The sequence below is a fragment of the Alloyangia mangrovi genome (genome assembly GCF_002300555.2).
In the GTDB taxonomy this organism is placed as follows: Bacteria; Pseudomonadota; Alphaproteobacteria; order Rhodobacterales; family Rhodobacteraceae; genus Salipiger; species Salipiger mangrovi.
Map to the genome: position 1 here is coordinate 66,225 of NZ_NTHN02000004.1, position 14,754 is coordinate 80,978.

The 14,754-nt window shown below is 66.3% G+C and carries 15 protein-coding genes; 7 read left to right on the top strand and 8 right to left on the bottom strand.

The window, feature by feature from the left end; all coding sequences use genetic code 11:
* The 7 genes from CLG85_RS03460 to ectA form a co-directional block, all read right to left on the bottom strand.
* Nucleotides 1–1,440 (bottom strand): mannose-1-phosphate guanylyltransferase/mannose-6-phosphate isomerase, encoded by a 1,440-nt coding sequence (locus tag CLG85_RS03460; RefSeq protein WP_095883816.1) that lies wholly within the window; start codon nt 1,438–1,440, stop codon nt 1–3.
* Nucleotides 1,441–1,807: 367 nt separating this feature from the next.
* Nucleotides 1,808–3,025 carry a saccharopine dehydrogenase family protein gene (locus CLG85_RS03465; protein WP_260348468.1) on the bottom strand — a complete coding sequence of 406 codons (1,218 nt, stop codon included), beginning with the start codon at nt 3,023–3,025 and terminating at the stop codon, nt 1,808–1,810.
* A 63-nt stretch (nt 3,026–3,088) separates the two neighbouring features.
* The gene (locus CLG85_RS03470) at nt 3,089–4,180 is read right to left on the bottom strand and encodes a carboxynorspermidine decarboxylase (protein WP_095883814.1); all 1,092 of its coding nucleotides are present in this window, start codon (nt 4,178–4,180) and stop codon (nt 3,089–3,091) included.
* A gap of 251 nt (nt 4,181–4,431) precedes the next feature.
* On the bottom strand, nt 4,432–5,859 hold the full coding sequence (locus CLG85_RS03475) for an aspartate kinase (RefSeq protein WP_095883813.1): 1,428 nt from the start codon (nt 5,857–5,859) through the stop codon (nt 4,432–4,434).
* Between the two features lie 3 nt (nt 5,860–5,862).
* A complete protein-coding gene (locus CLG85_RS03480; protein ID WP_095883812.1) occupies nt 5,863–6,255 on the bottom strand; it encodes an ectoine synthase in 393 nt (130 codons plus the stop codon).
* Nucleotides 6,256–6,259: 4 nt separating this feature from the next.
* Nucleotides 6,260–7,549, bottom strand: coding sequence for a diaminobutyrate--2-oxoglutarate transaminase (gene ectB / locus CLG85_RS03485; protein ID WP_095883811.1), 1,290 nt, complete (start codon nt 7,547–7,549; stop codon nt 6,260–6,262).
* A 57-nt stretch (nt 7,550–7,606) separates the two neighbouring features.
* On the bottom strand, nt 7,607–8,143 hold the full coding sequence (ectA, locus tag CLG85_RS03490) for a diaminobutyrate acetyltransferase (RefSeq protein ID WP_095883810.1): 537 nt from the start codon (nt 8,141–8,143) through the stop codon (nt 7,607–7,609).
* 216 nt (nt 8,144–8,359) lie between these two features.
* Here ectA and CLG85_RS03495 point away from each other — a divergent pair, with 216 nt between their 5' ends.
* Both CLG85_RS03495 and CLG85_RS03500 read left to right on the top strand, forming a co-directional pair.
* The gene (locus tag CLG85_RS03495; protein ID WP_095883809.1) at nt 8,360–8,860 is read left to right on the top strand and encodes a MarR family winged helix-turn-helix transcriptional regulator; all 501 of its coding nucleotides are present in this window, start codon (nt 8,360–8,362) and stop codon (nt 8,858–8,860) included.
* A gap of 181 nt (nt 8,861–9,041) precedes the next feature.
* Complete coding sequence (locus tag CLG85_RS03500; protein WP_260348430.1) at nt 9,042–9,995, top strand: NAD(P)-dependent oxidoreductase; 954 nt, start codon at nt 9,042–9,044, stop codon at nt 9,993–9,995.
* A 21-nt stretch (nt 9,996–10,016) separates the two neighbouring features.
* Here the strand turns inward: CLG85_RS03500 and CLG85_RS03505 are convergent, their stop codons facing one another.
* Complete coding sequence (locus CLG85_RS03505; RefSeq protein WP_260348431.1) at nt 10,017–10,940, bottom strand: LysR substrate-binding domain-containing protein; 924 nt, start codon at nt 10,938–10,940, stop codon at nt 10,017–10,019.
* Between the two features lie 103 nt (nt 10,941–11,043).
* Here CLG85_RS03505 and pcaD point away from each other — a divergent pair, with 103 nt between their 5' ends.
* From pcaD to CLG85_RS03530, 5 genes are all read left to right on the top strand, one after another.
* On the top strand, nt 11,044–11,826 hold the full coding sequence (pcaD, locus tag CLG85_RS03510) for a 3-oxoadipate enol-lactonase (protein ID WP_260348432.1): 783 nt from the start codon (nt 11,044–11,046) through the stop codon (nt 11,824–11,826).
* Entirely contained in the window at nt 11,827–12,210 is a 384-nt protein-coding gene (gene pcaC, locus CLG85_RS03515) for a 4-carboxymuconolactone decarboxylase (protein ID WP_108970273.1), read from the top strand. It begins immediately after the preceding gene.
* Entirely contained in the window at nt 12,207–12,950 is a 744-nt protein-coding gene (pcaH, locus tag CLG85_RS03520) for a protocatechuate 3,4-dioxygenase subunit beta (protein WP_260348433.1), read from the top strand. Before pcaC ends, pcaH begins: the two co-directional genes overlap by 4 nt.
* Nucleotides 12,951–12,952: 2 nt before the next feature.
* Nucleotides 12,953–13,552, top strand: coding sequence for a protocatechuate 3,4-dioxygenase subunit alpha (pcaG, locus tag CLG85_RS03525; protein ID WP_095883351.1), 600 nt, complete (start codon nt 12,953–12,955; stop codon nt 13,550–13,552).
* 75 nt (nt 13,553–13,627) lie between these two features.
* Nucleotides 13,628–14,692: a 3-carboxy-cis,cis-muconate cycloisomerase gene (locus CLG85_RS03530; RefSeq protein WP_095883352.1), complete on the top strand. Its 1,065-nt coding sequence runs from the start codon at nt 13,628–13,630 to the stop codon at nt 14,690–14,692.
* The last annotated feature ends 62 nt before the right edge of the window (nt 14,693–14,754 follow it).

The following is a 14,754-nucleotide window of genomic DNA, read 5'->3' on the forward strand; positions in this document are numbered from 1 at the left end:
TCAGCCCTTGGCGCCCTGGCCGCGGGCGTAGACGTCCTCGTAGCGCACGATGTCGTCCTCGCCGACGTAGGAGCCGGTCTGCACCTCGATCAGCACCATAGGCATCTTGCCGGGGTTCTCCATGCGGTGAACGGCGCCGAGCGGGATGTAGACGCTCTCGTTCTCGGTGACCAGCTTCACCTCGTCGTCCACCGTCACCCGCGCCGTACCCTCGACCACGATCCAATGCTCGGAGCGGTGGAAGTGGCTCTGCAGCGACAACGAAGCGCCGGGGTGGACGTGGATGCGTTTCACCTGGAAGCGGCTGCCGACCACGAGGCTTTCGAACCAGCCCCAGGGGCGGTGGTCCATGGGGAACTCGACCGCCTGCTTGGCCCCCTTCTTCTTCAGCGCGTCGACCGCCAGCTTCACGTCCTGCGCGCGGTCCTTGCTGGCCACCAGCACGGCATCGTTCATCGCCACGGCGATGACATCCTTGAGGCCAATGCCGACGATCTCGATGGCCTCCGAGCCGGTGCGCAGCATCGAGCCCTCGCAGTCGATTGCCGTCGCGCCCTCGCTGCAGACCACGCCGTTCTCGTCCTGCTCGAGCTCGCGCCAGATCGCGTCCCAGCCGCCGAGATCGGACCAGCCGCTGTCGAAGGGCACCACTTCCAGCGCGTCGGATTTCTCCATCACCGCGTAGTCGATCGAGATGTCCTCGGCCTCGGACCAGGGGCCGGGCGCAAGGCGCAGGAAGCCGAGGTCCACCTCGGCCTGGTCCACCGCGGCGCTGACCGGGGCCAGCAGGCCGGGGGCGTATCTCTCGAAGGCGGCGAGGATGTCCTTGACGCGGAAGAGGAAAATCCCGGCGTTCCAGAGGAAGCCGCCCTGCGCCAGCATCTTCGCGGCAGTCTCGGCGTCGGGCTTCTCGACGAAGCGCTTGAGCGGCGTGGTGGCGGGACCGGCGTTGGCCAGGTCGAGCTCGAGGTAGCCGTAGCCGGTCTCGGGCCGGTCGGGGTGGATGCCGAAAAGCACCAGCTTGCCCTGCTCGAGCGCGGCCCGGCCGTTCTCGACCGCGGCGCGGAAGGACTCGCGGTCGGGGATGCGGTGATCCGAGGGCGCCACCAGCATCGCGGCCTCGGGGTCCTTGCGCGACAGGTGCAGCGCCGCGGCGAGCACCGCGGGGGCGGTGTTGCGCCCCTCGGGCTCGATCAGGATCGCGCCGGGGTCGATGCCGATGGCCGAGAGCTGCTCGGTCACCACGAAGCGGAAGTCGGAATTGGTCACGACGACGGGCTTGGTGAAGCAGGCGCTGCCCGAGAGCCGCTCGGCGGTGGCCTGGAACAGGCTGGTGTCATCCACGAGCCGGGCGAACTGCTTGGGATAGCTCTTGCGCGAGACCGGCCAGAGCCGCGTGCCCGAACCGCCACAGAGAATGACCGGGGTAATTGCCTGCATGAATGTCTTTCCTTCCAACTGCCGAGCAATGCGACTGCGGATGCTTTTAGAAACACCGCCTAACAGCCGCATGAAACCACTGCGAAGGAAAAGAGCATCTGCCAAAAGGAACAGCAAGCGGAACGCAACTTAAACTGGTGCATTGCGCGCGATATTGTCCCGTCAGAGATCGTCCAATTGGCAGCCGCTCGTTTTCCCGTCACGGCGACAGAAACCTTGGACGCGCGGGGTTTGCAAGGCGTGGCGGCGTCTTGTCGGCGAGACGGCGAGAAATTGTCGCCGGGCTGCAAGAAAGGCGGTGAAATGGAAAGGGCCGGGAGCATTGCTCCCGGCCCTTGATATGAGTCGCTGTCAGGCTATCAGGCCGTCACGCGTTCCAGGGGCGGTCGCCCTTGGCATCCTTGACGCGGGTCGGCAGGCCGATCTCGTCGAGGATGGTGAAGAAGGGCTTGGGGTCGAGTTCCTCTACGTTGCGCATGGACTTGGCGTCCCACTCGCCCGAGGCAACCAGCATGGCAGCCGCCACCGGCGGCACGCCGGCGGTGTAGGAGATGCCCTGGCTGCCCACTTCCTCGTAGGCTTCCTTGTGGTCGGCGACGTTGTAGACGAACATCTCCACCTCTTCGCCGTCCTTCACGCCCTTCACCAGATCCCCGATGCAGGTCTTGCCGGTGTAGTCGGGCGCCAGCGAGGAGGGGTCGGGCAGCACGGCCTTGACCACCTTCAGCGGCACGACCTCGAGGCCCTCGGCGGTTTTCACAGGTTGCTCGGAAAGCAGGCCAAGCGATTGCAGCACGGTGAAGACGTTGATGTAATGCTCGCCGAAGCCCATCCAGAAGCGCACGTCGGCCTGCGGGTAGTTGGCCGAAAGCGAGTGCACCTCGTCATGGCCCGACTGGTAGGCGCGCTGGGTGCCGACGACGGGCAGATCCCAGTCCTTGCCCGAGGCGAACATCGAGGTCTCCTTCCACTGCTGGTCTTCCCAGTAGTAGACGGTGCCGGTGAACTCGCGGAAGTTGATCTCCGGGTCGAAGTTGGTGGCGAAATACTTGCCGTGGGAGCCGGCATTGATGTCGACGATGTCGATGCTCTTCACCTCGTCCATCTGGTCGATGGCGAAGCGGGCGAAGGCATTGACCACGCCCGGATCGAAGCCGGCGCCGAGGATCGCGGTGACGCCCTTCTCGGCGCAGAGGTCGCGCTTCTTCCACTCGTAGTTGGCGTACCACGGCGGGGTCTCGCAGATTTTCGCGGGATCCTCGTGGATCGCGGTGTCGATATAGGCGGCACCGGTCTCGATGCAGGCGTCGAGCACGGTCATGTTGACGAAGGCGCTGCCCACGTTGATCACGATCTGCGCGCCGGTGTCGCGGATCAGCTGGGCGACGGCGGCCGTGTCCATCGCGTCAACCTGGTGAGCCTTGAGGACGCCCTCTACCTTCATCGCGCCCTTTTCGCGGACCGACTCAAGGATCGCTTCGCATTTCGAAAGCGTCCGGCTGGCGATATGAATCTCGCCGAGCACATCGTTGTTCTGAGCGCATTTATGCGCCACGACCTGAGCGACGCCGCCTGCGCCGATGATGAGAACGTCTTTTTTTCAACTCACTGGACCTCCGTCTTTTGTCCGTCTTGGGTTTGCGCGCGCTCAGGAGAGCGCGGCGCTGAAATCGTCGTAGGTGAAGCCGCGCACCAGCCGCTCGGTGCCGTCGAGCTCGCGGATGGCGATCGAGGGCATCTGCACCCCGTTGAACCAGTTCTTCTTGACCATCGTGTAACCGGCGGCGTCCTGAATGCTGAGCCGGTCGCCGGGGTTCAGGGCCTTGGGGAACATGAACTCGCCGAAGATGTCACCTGCCAGACAGGACTTGCCGCAGATCATCCAGGGCTGATCGCCGCTCTCGTCCATCTTGGCGCTCTCGCGGTAGATCAGCAGGTCGAGCATATGCGCCTCGATCGAGCTGTCGACGATCGCGAGGTTCTTGCCGTTGAAGAGCGTGTCGAGCACCGTCACCTCCAGCGTGGTCGATTTCGTGATCGTCGCCTCTCCGGGCTCAAGATAGACCTGCACCTCGTTTTCGCCAGCAAAACGCTTCAGGCGCTCGGCGAGGCGGTCGAGCGGGTAGTCCTCGCCGGTGAAGTGGATGCCGCCGCCGAGGCTGATCCATTTCATCTGGCGGATCAGGTGGCCGAAGCGCTGCTCGATGGAGCCGAGCATATTGTCGAAGCGCTCAAAGTCGGCGTTCTCGCAGTTGTTGTGGAACATGAAGCCGCTGATCTGCTCGAGCACCGGCTCGATGTCCTTGGGGTCATGTTCGCCGAGGCGCGAGAAGGGGCGGGCGGGGTCGGCGAGATCGAAGCTCGAGGTCGACACGCCCGGGTTCACCCGCAGTCCGCGGGTGTGGCCGCGGCTGACCTCCTCGAAGCGCGAGAGCTGCGCCGCGGTGTTGAAGATGATCTTGTCCGAGCTCGCCAGCACCTCGTCGATCTCGTGATCGGCCCAGGCCACGGAATAGGCGTGGGTCTCGCCCGGGAATTTTTCCCGTCCCAGCTTCACCTCGAAGAGCGAGGAGGAGGTGGTGCCATCCATGTACTCGCTCATCATGTCGAAGACCGACCATGTGGCAAAACACTTGAGCGCCAGCAGCGCCTTGGCGCCGGAGGTCTCGCGCAGGTGGGCGATCTTCTCGAGATTGGGCAGGAGCCGCGATTTGTCGATCAGGTAATAAGGCGTCTGCATCGGTGGTCACCTCCGGACAGCGAACACGGGGAAGCCGTGCCAATATAGCGCAAGCCCGCCGAGAACAATGCCCCCCCTGTTGCCGCAGGACTCTGACGGGCGTGTGACGGTCCGGGAGGGCGGAGGCAAAAGCCTTCGAAGGCTTCTGCAACTCTTTTCGAAGAGAGTTGCGACGCTGCGGTGCGGCAGGAAAAAGGGGCGGCCCGAAAGCCGCCCCCAGTTGGTCGAAGTCCCTGTCGGATCGTGCAGGCTCAGGCGGCTGTCTTCAGCTTCTGCTTGGCCTGCGGGGAAACGAAGGCGCCATGCAGGGCGGCGATCACCGGCTCGAGGTCGTTGCGCTCGAGGATGAACTGCACGTCCACATTGCGCGGACCCTGGGTCGCGCCGATCGATTCATAGCCCGCTTCCGCGATGGCCTGCAGGCCCCGGGTCAGCACGCAGAGGGTGCTGAGATCCCGGCCGATGACCGAGGCCATCGACAGCGTACGCGAACTGATCTTGGCCTGCGGGTAGAGCTTGGCCAGATCGTCCTCCACCCGGCGCATCGTCTTGAGCGAGCTGTCCAGGTAGTGGGTGATGGTGTTGGCGTTCGACACTTTCGAGACGATGCGCACCCCGTGGCGGGTGAGCACGTCGAGGATCGCGGCGTCGTAGCCCTTCACCCCGACCATGTCCTGCTCGAAGACCTCGAGCGCCACGATGTCGAGCCCGGTGACGATCTCGACCGCCGGGGTCTCGGCGGGCTGGTCGTCGATCAGCGTGCCCGGATCGCCCGGCTCGAAGGCGTTGGTGACGCGCAGCGGCACCTGTGCCTGGCGCAGAGTCTTGGCCGCCTTGGGGTGGATCGCCTCCATCCCCATGTTCGACAGCTGGTCGGCCACGTCGTAGTTGGTGCGGCCCAGCTTGCGGACGTTTTCCGCGCCCACAAGCTTGGGGTCGGCCGAGCTGAGGTGGAACTCCTTGTGGATGATCGCCTCGCGTGCGCCGGTGAGGGCGGCAAGCTTGGAGAAAGTCACCTCGGAATAACCACGGTCGAATTCGCGCATCAGCCCTTCGGCGCATTGCGCATAGCCGGTGACGATGGGCATCTCGGCGGCGGGGTCAACACCTTCCATCGCCTTCATGATGCGCTCTTCGAGCGTGTAGTGCCCGTCGTCGCGCCAGCCCGAGAGGTCGACGTTGCGCGCGTTCACACCCGCGCGTTGGAGCATCAGCACGGTGACATAGGCCGAATGCGCCTCGCCCAGCCCCGAGAGCAGCTCGCGGATCTGCAGCATGTGCTCGGAGAGCTGGAAGTGCCCGTAGGAGCAGAGGCGCTGCAGGTCGATCAGGCAGTTGCGCGCGCCCTCGATGCGGTTACGCACGAAGTCGGTTGCCTGCTCGACGTCGCCGGGATGACCCAGCACGGCTTCATGTGCCTCGATCATCGCCTGCGACACCTCGGTCAGCGCGTCGTGCCAGCCGTGGCCGGTGTCGGAGTTGGCAAACTGGCCGTAAACGCCCGGCTTGCCCGATTTCTTGTGCTCGAGCAGCAGGTCGGTAATGCCGCCGAAGGCGGAGACCACGAAGACACGACCGTAGAGATCATCCCCCTCGCGGCCGCCGATGAGCAACGTGTCGCGCAGTTCGTTGAGGCGGGACATGCTCGTCCCGCCAATTTTCTCGACGGTGTGGGTCATGGCTTACGCGACCTCCTCGGCCGGTGCGTAGGAGCCGTCCTCGCGGTGCACCTCGGTGCCGGTGACGGGCGGGTTGAAGCAGCAGGCCATGTGAAGCTCTTCCTCGGCCCGCAGGATGTGCTTGTCGTTGAGGTTCAGCGCATACATGACGCCGGGCTTGATCTCGTGGGTCTCGCCGGTGGCGACATCGGTGATCGAGCCCTTGCCCGCCATGCAATAGACGCTCTCGAAGTGGTGCTTGTAGTGGAACGTGTGTTCCGAGCCCGCCTCGAGCACGGTGATGTGGAACGAGAAGCCCATGCCGTCCTGCGCCAGCAGCATCCGGGTGGAGGTCCACTGCGCGTCGGCGATGTGCTTGTCGGTTTTCTTCAGTTCGTTGAAATCGCGTACAATCATGGTGTCACTCCGCGGCAATCTTGTGGTTGTTGAGGCTCGTGGCGACGCTCTCGCGCAGGATGCCGAAGCCCTTGCGGAAGGTCTCTTCCGAGGTGGTCAGCGGCGCGAGCACCTTGACGACCTCGTCGCCCGCACCCGAGGTTTCGATGATCAGCCCGCGCTCGAAGGCCTCGGCGCAGATCGCGCCGGCCAGCTCGCCCGAGCCGACATCGACGCCGCGCATCAGGCCGCGGCCCTTGAGGTAGGCACCGGGGATCATCTCGGCGATGGTCTCCAGTTCGTCCTCGATCAGCTGCGCCTTCTCGGCCAGCGCGCGCTGGAAGCGGCCATCTGCCCAGAACTTCTCGAGCGCCACGCGCGCCGTGATGAAGGCATGGGTGTTGCCCCGGAAGGTGCCGTTGTGCTCGGCCGGTTTCCAGACGTCCAGTTCCGGCTTCATCAGCAGGGCGGCGAAGGGCAGGCCGAAGCCCGAGAGCGATTTCGCCAGCGGAATGAGGTCCGGCTCGACGCCCATCTCCTCGAAGGAGAAGAAGGTGCCGGTTCGGCCGATCCCGGCCTGGATGTCGTCGGCGATGAGCAGCGCGCCGTGCTTCTTGGCGAGGCGGGCGATGCCGCGCAGCCATTCGGCGGAGGCGGCATTGAGGCCACCCTCGCCCTGCACCGGCTCCACGAGGAAGGCGGCGGGGGCATCGAGACCCGACGAGGGGTTCTCGAGCATCATCTCGATCTGCGCGAGCGTGTCGACATCGGGGCCAAAGGCGCCCTCGTAGGGCATGTGGGTCACGCCCTGAAGCGGCATGCCGCCACCGTTGCGCTTGCCCTTGTTGCCGGTCGCCGCCAGCGCGCCCACGGTCATGCCGTGGAAGCCGTTGGTGAAGGCGATGATGTTGGTGCGACCGGTGACCTTGCGCGCGAGTTTCATCGCCGCCTCGACGGCGTTGGTGCCGGTCGGGCCGACCATCATCACCTTGTGGTCCATGCCACGCGGTTCGAGGATCAGGCGCTCGAAGGTCTCGAGGAAGGCTTCCTTGGCGTCGGTGTGCATGTCGAGACCATGGGCGATGCCATCGCTCATGATGTGCTCGACCAGCGCCGCCTTCATGTGCGGGTCGTTGTGGCCGTAGTTCAGCGAGGAACAGCCGGCGAGGAAGTCGATATAGGTCCGGCCCTGATCGTCGGTCAGTTCCGAGCCACGGGCGGAGGTGAAGCTCACCGGGAAGGAGCGGCAGTAGGAGCGTGCCTCGCTCTCGCGGCGAGCGTAAATAGTCGGGCCGTTAGACGTGTCTTTCGGCATAACGAAGTCCTTTCTAGAACTTAGAAAAAGATTGGTTCAGTGATGTTGGGGGAGCGATCAGGCCGCGGCGCGCAGCGTCTCTTCTTCCTGCGGCAGCTCGATCGTGACCATGTGCTCGGTCGCGTGCATGCCGTCGAAGTGGTCATCGCGCGTGTAGTGCGGCGCGTCCGAGAGCTCGCCGCCGATGGAGCGGGCGAAGCTGCGGAACAGACCCCAGGACGCGTCGTTGTCACGGGTGATCGTCGTCTTGAGTTCAGTGGCGTCTGCGCATTCGTCGCGCTCGGTCAGATGCGTCAGCATCTTGCGACCGAGGCCGAGGCCGCGGGCCTTGGGGCTGACCGCCACTTGCCAGACAAAGAAGGCGTTCTGGTTCGGGATCATGTGCCCCGAGATCCAGCCCACCACTTCGCCGTCAAGCTCGGCCAGCACGCAGGTGTCGCGGAAATGTTCGGCCTGCACGAGGTTGCAGTACATAGAGTTCTCGTCGAGCGGCTTGCAGGCGCGCACGAGTTCCCAGATCGCAGCCCCGTCCGTTGCTTCGGGCTTACGCAGCACCGGGGTGCGCGTGTCAGGCTGTGTCATGTCTTTCGGCATCGATCCGGCGTCCTCCGTTTGGTTCGTCAATCTAACTAATGCAGGAGGGTTAAAGTTTCAACCTCCGAAGCAGTTTTTACGCTTATAGCGGCATTTTGGCGTTTGGTGCTCCATGAAAGGTAAGATTTTATGAAGCAAATCTCCTTAGTCTTGCGAATGACACAGTCAAGTGCTTAGCCAATTGAAGCTTTGGCGGAATCCTGCCAAAAGTCCTGTATGGCTGACCGAACTCCAGATCGCACTGACCAGAGCCTGATCGCGCTGCGCCGCATCCTGCGCGCGACCGAGCTCTACGAGCGCAAGCTCGCGCAGGCCGCGGGGCTGACCCCGGCGCAGCTGCGGGTGCTGCAGATCGTGGCAAAGAAGGATCACGGCACCGCCACCCCCAAGGCGCTGGCAACCCAGATGGGGGTCAGCCAGGCAACGGTGACCGCGCTGGTCGACAAGCTGGTGGCGCGCGACATGGTGGCCCGGCACCGCTCCGACGTGGACCGCCGGCAGACCGACGTGGCGATCACCGACAAGGGCCGCGAGGCGGTGAGCCAGTCGCCCGATGCGCTGCAGCAGAAGTTCGTGAAAAGCTTCGAGGGACTGCAGGACTGGGAGCAGGCGCAGCTCGTGGCCTCGCTCGAACGGGTCGCGGCGATGCTGGATGCGCACGAGATGGACGCCTCGCCGGTGCTGACCATCCGCGACATCCGCCAAGAAGGCCAGTGACGCTCTGAGCGCAGGCACCGTTCCCGGACCCAGCCTCCGCAATCGCGCTTGAATCCCGGGCTGCCCTCGGGGCAGATGGGGCAACCCGCGCCGACCGGGGGAGGGCTGCCCGCGCGGCCGGGATGGCGCTCAATGACGCGACCCGGCGCAGGGCGGGCGCGTGTCTCTACCGGAGCGCCTCATGCCGCAGCAGATCGCCATCAACATCAAGACCCAGGCCTACCACCGCATGCTCGGCGAACGGTTCACGCTGCACGATTGCACCGGCGGCTATGCCCATCTGACCGACGAGGAGCGAGCCGGCACCCGCGTCCTGATCACCGCCGGCTTCAAGGGGGCGACGGGCGCCGAGATGGACGAGCTGCCGAATCTCGGGCTGATCTGCTGCGTCGGCACCGGTTACGAGGGGATCGACGTGCAGGCGGCCATCGACCGCGGCATCAGAGTCACCCATGGCGCCGGGGTGAATGCCGGGGCGGTGGCCGATCACGCCATGGCGCTGCTGCTTGCGGCGGTGCGCTGCATTCCGCATCAGGACCGGCTGACCCGCTCGGGGGCGTGGAACTACACCGAGACGCCGCGGCCGCTGGTCTCGCGCAAGAAGATGGGCATCTTCGGCATGGGCGGCATCGGCGCGGCGCTGGCGCGGCGGGCGGCGGCCTTCGATATCGAGGTGAGCTATCACAGCCGCAGCCCGAAACCGGACCTGCCCTATGCCTACGTGCCCTCGCTGCTGGAGCTGGCCGAGCGGGTCGATTACCTCGTGGCCTGCGTGCCGGGCGGGGCGGCGACGCAGCACGCGGTGAACGCCGAGGTGCTCGCGGCGCTGGGTCCGCGGGGCTATCTCTTCAACGTCGGGCGCGGCACGGTGGTCGACACCGACGCGCTGATCGCGGCGCTGCAGGCGGGCACGCTGAAGGGTGCGGGGCTCGATGTCTTCGAGAACGAGCCCGAGGTGCCCGCGGCGCTCTGCGCGATGGAGAACGTTGTGCTGACCCCGCATATGGCCGGCAACGCGCCCGAGGTGCAGGAAATGGCGACCGATCTCATGTGCGACAACATTGCCGCCTTCACCGCCGGGGCGCCGCTGGTCACCCCGGTGCCCGAGATGAAGGCGCTGGCGCCCGCCGGCTGAACCGGGCGCGGGGCAGGGGGCTCAGCCCTCCTGCGCCGGGTGCTCGGCGGCGACAGTCACCAGGGTATCGACCAGCCCCTGCAGCACCGCATCGGGCAATATGCCCTCGCGCAGCGAGATGCCGACGGGGCCGCCGAGCAGCTCGTTCTGCACCGGCAGAACGGTCAGCTCGCCACTGTCCAGCTCGGCGCGGACAACGCCCGCCGAGATGAACCAGATGGTGTCGGAGCGTGCCACGACCCGCCGCCCGAAAGCGTGGGAAACATTCTCATACGCGGGAATCGGCTCGCCCAGCCCCAGCGATTGCAGGAAAGAGCGTACCGAGCCCGAGATCACCGCCCCGGCGGGCGGCAGCATCAGCGGGTAGCGCAGCAGCTCGGCGGGCTCCCAGTCCTGCCCGGCGAGCGGGTGGCCGGGACGGATCACCGGCACCACGCGCTCCCAGTAGAGCTGGCGGAAGCTGAGGCCCTCGCCGGTGCCGGTGGCGGGCATGCGCCCCACGACGATATCCAGCGCGCCCTCGCGGAGTTGCGAAAGCAGCAGCCAGTTCGGCCCGGTGGAGACTCGCAGCGTGCAGTCGGGGTGGGTTTCGCGGAAACGCGCGGCGGCGTCGGGAAAGAGCCCGGTGGCGGCGGTCGGCAGCACCCCCACCGCGAGCTTGCGCTGGCGCTGCGGCAAATCGCGCAGCAGCCGCTGTCCGCGCTCGAGATCGGCCAGCGCCGTGCCCGCGTATTGCTGGAATATCTTCCCCGCACGGGTCAGCGCCAGCCGCCGCCCGCCGCGGTCGAAGAGCTGCGCGTTCAGGATTTCTTCCAGCTCCCGCACGGTCTTGGAGGCCGCGGGCTGGCTCACGTGCAGGGCCTCGGCTGCGGCGCTGAGGCTGCCCAGACGGGCAGTCTCGAGGAAGACGCGCAGGTGCCGCATGCGCAGGTGGGGGTGGATCATTCATAACCTCAGAGTTATGGGTTCCACGCCTAGTTATATTTTTCACCGGCGATTTGCCATGGCAGAAGGGCGGCGAGGCCCAACCGAGCCCCGAGGAGGCACCATGCAGACACTTTCCGTATCCGGCGTCAGCCTGCACATCCGCGACGAGGGGCCGAGGGACGGCCGCGTGCTCATGCTGGCGAACTCGCTGGGCACCGACCTGAGGGTCTGGGATGCGCTGATTCCGCTGCTGCCCGAGGGGCTTCGCGTGGTGCGCTTCGACAAGCGCGGCCACGGGCTGTCCGATGCGCCCGAGGCGCCCTATGCGATGGAGACGCTGGTCGGTGACGCCGAGGCGATCTGCGGGGCGCTGGGGCTGAGCGATGTCACCTTCGTCGGCCTGTCGATCGGCGGCCTCATCGGGCAGGGTCTGGCGGTGAAACGCCCGGATCTGATCCGCGCGTTGGTGCTGATGGACACGGCGGCCAAGATCGGGTCCGCCGAGATGTGGCAGACCCGGATCGACGGCATCCGCGCGAATGGCGTGGCCTCGCTGGCGGATGCCATTCTCGAGCGCTGGTTCACCCCCGGTTTCCGCGAGAGCGATCCGCAGTTCGCGGCGTGGAAGAACATGCTCGAGCGCACCCCGCTCGAGGGTTACGTCGGCTGCTGTGCCGCCATCGCCGGGGCGGATTTGACCGAAAGCACCCGTGCGCTGACACTTCCGGTGCTGGCCGTGGCCGGGGCCGAGGACGGCTCGACCCCGCCCGAGCTGGTGCGCGGCACCGCCGAGCTTTGCGGCGCGGAGTTCGCGCTGATCGAGGGCGCGGGGCACATCCCCTGCGTCGAGCAGCCCGCGGCGACCGCCCGGCTCATCACCGATTTTCTGGAAAGGACTGCCTGAATGGACGAGCTTTACGAACAGGGCATGAAGACGCGCCGGTCGGTGCTGGGCGATGCCCATGTGGACCGCGCCGAGGCCAACAAGACGCCCTTTGACGAGCCCTTCCAGACGCTGATCACCCGCAGCGCCTGGGGTACGGTCTGGGCGTCGGACGCGATCAGCCAGCGCGAACGCTCGATGCTGACGCTGGCGCTGCTGGCGGCGACGGGCAACTTCGAGGAGATCCCGATGCACATCCGCGCCACGGCGCGCACCGGGGCCAGCAAGCAGGACGTGCTGGAAGCGTTCCAGCACGTGGCGATCTACGCCGGGGTTCCGCGCGCCAACCACGCGCTGAAACTGGCCAAGGCGACCTATGCCGAAATGGAGGCGGCAGCCGAATGAGCAACTTCATCACCACAGATAAGGGCCCGCTGATCCCGCGCAACCGCGACGCGCATCCGGTCGCCTACGATCCCGGCTACAAGACCAGCGTCGCCCGGTCACCGAACCTGCCGCTGCTGTCGATGGAAAGCTCGCCCTCGGAAGAGACCGGCCCGACCTTCGGCCACGGCAAGCTCGGCGCGCTCGACAACAACCTGATCCTGAACTGGACCAAGGGCGCGGCTCCGGCCGTGGGCGAGCGCATCCTGATGCACGGCCGCGTGCTCGACGAGAACGCGCGCCCGGTGCCGAACACGCTGATCGAGATCTGGCAGGCCAACGCAGGTGGTCGCTACCGCCACAAGAAGGACACGTATCTGGCGCCGCTCGACCCGAACTTCGGCGGCTGCGGCCGCACGCTGACCGACGAGAACGGCTATTACCAGTTCCTGACCGTGCGCCCGGGGGCCTACCCCTGGCCGAACCGCGGCAACGACTGGCGTCCGATGCACATCCACATCTCGGTCTACGGGCACAGCTTCGGCCAGCGCCTGATCACCCAGATGTATTTCGAGGGCGATCCGCTGATCAACCACTGCCCGATCGCCGCGACGATCAAGAACCGCGCCCAGCTCGACGCGCTGGTCGCCCCGCTTGACCTGGCGCATTCGCGCCCGCTCGACTACCTCGCCTACAAGTTCGATATCGTGCTGCGCGGCCGTCGCCAGTCGATGTTCGAGAACAAGCTGGAGGGCATGTGATCATGGTGCAGAAACTCGAAACCCTCGTGGAAACCGCCTCGCAGACCGCCGGGCCCTACGTCCACATCGGCCTCATGCCCACCTACGCGGGCAACGCCGGCTATTACGATGAAGAGATCGGCGTCAGCCCCATCGAAGAAGGCTGCGAGGGCGAGATCATCGAGATCACCGGCTCCGTCTATGACGGCACCGGCTGGGCGATGCGGGACGCGCTGATCGAAAGCTGGCAGCCGGACGCCAAGGGTGTCTTCCCGGGGCAGGAGGGCGCGGACCCCAAGGTCTCCGGCCATTGCCGCTTTGCCGCCCATGCCGAGACCGGCGAGTTCACCCTGCGCACGGTCAAGCCGGGCAAGGTGAAGGGCCGGGGCGGCGTGGTCAGCGCGCCGCATATCTCGCTCTGGGTGGTGGCCCGCGGCATCAACATCGGGCTGCAGACGCGCATCTACTTCGAGGACGAGGACAATTCCTCGGACCCGCTGCTGGCACGCATCGAGCAGCGCCCGCGGGTTGAGACGCTGATCGCCAAGAAGACCGGCGAGGGCAAGTACCGCTTCGACATCCGCCTGCAGGGCGAGGGCGAGACGGTCTTCCTCGACATCTGAGGCAGGCGCTGTAAGCAAAAAGAAACGGGGCGGCCGTAAGGTCGCCCCTTCGGCATGAACGAGGGACGGAGCAACATGAGCGCGAGCGTTTTCGATCACCCCTGGCTGGGAGGGCTGTTCGGCGATCCGGAGATGGCGGAGATCTGGTCCGCCGAACGCCAGATGGCGCATATGCTTGCCTTCGAGGCGGCCTGGAGCCGGGCACTCGGCGCCTGCGGCCGGGTCGATGCGGCGCTGGCCGAGGATGTGGCCGAGAAAATCGCCGCGGCGCGGATCGACTTCGAGGACATCCGGGCGGGCATGGCGCAGGATGGCGTACCGGTGCCGCGGCTGGTGAAGCAGCTGCAGGCGGTGGTCGGCCCGGAAGCGGTGGCGGCGCTGCACAAGGGCGCCACCTCGCAGGACGTGGTGGACAGCGCGCTGGTGCTGACGCTCAAGGACAGCACCGCGTTGCTGGCGCGGCGTGTGGCCGAGCTCGAGGCGGCGTTGATCGAGCTCGACGCGCGACAGGGCGAGACCCCGCTGATGGGCCGCACGCGGATGCAGGCGGCGACAGGGATCACCGTCTCGGACCGGCTGCGGCCCTGGCACCAGCCGCTGGCGGCGCATCTCGAGCGGCTTGCTGAAATCGCACCGCGGGTCGAGCGGGTGCAGGTCGGCGGCGCCTCGGGCGACCGCAAGGCGCTGGGGGAGGATGCGCGGGTCGTGACGGATCACGTCGCCGCCGAGCTTGGTCTCGCGAGCACCGACGGGGCGTGGCATGCCAAGCGCGACACGGTAGCGGAATACGCGGGGCTCTTGTCGCTGATCACCGGCACGCTGGGCAAGATCGGGCAGGACATCTGCCTGATGGCGCAGCAGGGGCTGGGCGAGATCGCGCTTTCTGGCGGCGGCGGCTCTTCGGCGATGCCGCACAAGCAGAACCCGGTGGGGGCCGAGCTGCTGGTGACGCTGGCCCGGTTCAACGCGGTGCAGCTTTCCGGCATGCACCAGGCGCTGATCCACGAACAAGAGCGCTCGGGCGCGGCCTGGGCGCTGGAGTGGATGATCCTGCCGCAGATGGCGCAGGCGACGGCGCGGGCACTGGCCACGGCGCAGGGGCTTGTCGGCAACATCGAGCGGATCGGCACGCCGAGCTGAGTGGCGGGTTCGCCCGTCCTCCTGTAACTGGGTCGGGAGAAGTTTCCCTCCCCGATCCAGTT

What these genes read in the sequence shown, in the direction of transcription:
- CLG85_RS03460 (WP_095883816.1), bottom strand. Translation starts at nt 1,440, where the DNA reads ATGCAGGCAATTACCCCGGTCATTCTCTGTGGCGGTTCGGGCACGCGG.
- CLG85_RS03470 (WP_095883814.1), bottom strand. Translation starts at nt 4,180, where the DNA reads ATGCAGACGCCTTATTACCTGATCGACAAATCGCGGCTCCTGCCCAAT.
- CLG85_RS03475 (WP_095883813.1), bottom strand. Translation starts at nt 5,859, where the DNA reads ATGACCCACACCGTCGAGAAAATTGGCGGGACGAGCATGTCCCGCCTC.
- CLG85_RS03480 (WP_095883812.1), bottom strand. Translation starts at nt 6,255, where the DNA reads ATGATTGTACGCGATTTCAACGAACTGAAGAAAACCGACAAGCACATC.
- ectB (WP_095883811.1), bottom strand. Translation starts at nt 7,549, where the DNA reads ATGCCGAAAGACACGTCTAACGGCCCGACTATTTACGCTCGCCGCGAG.
- ectA (WP_095883810.1), bottom strand. Translation starts at nt 8,143, where the DNA reads ATGCCGAAAGACATGACACAGCCTGACACGCGCACCCCGGTGCTGCGT.
- CLG85_RS03495 (WP_095883809.1), top strand. Translation starts at nt 8,360, where the DNA reads ATGGCTGACCGAACTCCAGATCGCACTGACCAGAGCCTGATCGCGCTG.
- CLG85_RS03500 (WP_260348430.1), top strand. Translation starts at nt 9,042, where the DNA reads ATGCCGCAGCAGATCGCCATCAACATCAAGACCCAGGCCTACCACCGC.
- CLG85_RS03505 (WP_260348431.1), bottom strand. Translation starts at nt 10,940, where the DNA reads ATGATCCACCCCCACCTGCGCATGCGGCACCTGCGCGTCTTCCTCGAG.
- pcaD (WP_260348432.1), top strand. Translation starts at nt 11,044, where the DNA reads ATGCAGACACTTTCCGTATCCGGCGTCAGCCTGCACATCCGCGACGAG.
- pcaC (WP_108970273.1), top strand. Translation starts at nt 11,827, where the DNA reads ATGGACGAGCTTTACGAACAGGGCATGAAGACGCGCCGGTCGGTGCTG.
- pcaH (WP_260348433.1), top strand. Translation starts at nt 12,207, where the DNA reads ATGAGCAACTTCATCACCACAGATAAGGGCCCGCTGATCCCGCGCAAC.
- pcaG (WP_095883351.1), top strand. Translation starts at nt 12,953, where the DNA reads ATGGTGCAGAAACTCGAAACCCTCGTGGAAACCGCCTCGCAGACCGCC.
- CLG85_RS03530 (WP_095883352.1), top strand. Translation starts at nt 13,628, where the DNA reads ATGAGCGCGAGCGTTTTCGATCACCCCTGGCTGGGAGGGCTGTTCGGC.